General features: G+C 44.4%; 1 rRNA gene (only partly in view). It reads right to left on the reverse strand.

Features of this window, described 5'->3' with window-relative positions:
- Positions 1-1701: ribosomal RNA gene (locus tag ACFSDX_RS18955) — 23S ribosomal RNA — on the reverse strand (its annotated part continues 592 nt past the right edge of the window); the annotation flags it as partial.

Here is a 1701-nt window from a genome sequence, read left to right on the forward strand (position 1 = left end):
TCAATTTAGCAAGGGTGGTATTTCAAGGTTGACTCCACTAGAACTAGCGTCCCAGCTTCAAAGTCTCCCACCTATCCTACACATGCTAAACCAATTTTCAATACGAAGTTATAGTAAAGCTCCACGGGGTCTTTTCGTCTTGATGCGGGTAACCAGCGTTTTCACTGGTACCATAATTTCACCGAGTCCAATGTTGAGACAGTAGGGAGATCATTGCGCCTTTCGTGCAGGTCAATAATTAGTTGACAAGGAATTTCGCTACCTTAGGACCGTTATAGTTACGGCCGCCGTTTACCGGGGCTTCAATTTAATGCTTTGCGTAAGCTAACATCTCCGTTTAACCTTCGGGCACTGGGCAGGCTTCACCCTCTATACGTCGTTTTACAACTTAGCAGAGAGCTGTGTTTTTGATAAACAGTCGCCCCCCCTATTTTCTGTGGCCTATTAAAAATAGGCGCCCCTTCTCGCGAACTTACGGGGTTATTTTGCAGAGTTCCTTAACATTGGTTTTCTCGCTCGCCTTAGAATACTCATCTTGGGAACGTGTGTTCGTTCTCGGTACAGGTTGATAAAAAATTAACACTAGAAGCTTTTCTTGGAAACATGAAATCATTCAATTCGTTACTCGACCGAAGTCTTCACTATGCATCACAACTCAAGATTATGCTATACGGATTTGCCTATATAACTCTCTTGTTGCTTACCCCACAATCCAGTAAGTGGTAGAACTATCCTTTTTCGTCACTCCATCATTCTTTTACCAAGTACAGGAATATTAACCTGTTGTCCATCGACTATGCATTTCTGCCTCATCTTAGGCCCTGACTAACCCTGGGTGGACGAACCTTGCCCAGGAAACCTTTCCCAATAGGCGTCGAAGATTCTCACTTCGAATCGTTACTCATGCCGGCATTCTCACTTTTAATCTCTCCACCAGTCCTCACGGTCTGACTTCAACGAAATTAAAACGCTCTCCTAACGCACATAATGTGCCCGTAGCTTCGGTATTGTGTTTGAGTCCCGTTACATTATTGGCGCAAGATCTCTTGACTAGTGAGCAATTACGCACTCTTTAAAAGGTGGCTGCTTCTAAGCCAACTTCCTAGTTGTTTATGAAATCTCACAACCTTTCTCACTTAACACAATTTTGGGACCTTAGCTGACGATCTGGGTTGTTTCCCTCGCGAGCGTGGACGTTATCACCCACGTTCCGACTGCATAGCTTAATTTTAATGGTATTCGGAGTTTGATTATAGTCAGTACAGCTAGATGCCGCCATTCCACATTCAGTGCTCTACCCCCATTAAACAATACTATACGCTAGCCCTAAAGCTATTTCGAAGAGAACCAGCTATCTCCAGGTTCGATTGGAATTTCACCGCTATCCACAAGTCATCCGGGCACTTTTTAGCGTACTACGGTTCGGTCCTCCACTTAGTTTTACCTAAGCTTCAACCTGCTCATGGATAGATCACCTGGTTTCGGGTATATGCCAATATACTAAAGTCGCCCTATTCAGACTCGGTTTCCCTACGGCTCCGCTTTTTTCTGCTTAACCTTGCATATTTTAACATAACTCGCCGGCCCATACTGCAAGATGTACGCCATCACACTTTAACGTGCTCTGACTACTTGTAAGTAAATGGTTTCAGAATCTATTTCACTCCCCTCTCGGGGTTCTTTTCACCTTTCCCTCACGGT

The organism is Hymenobacter bucti (assembly GCF_042681145.1).
GTDB classification, from domain to species: domain Bacteria; phylum Bacteroidota; class Bacteroidia; order Cytophagales; family Hymenobacteraceae; genus Hymenobacter; species Hymenobacter bucti.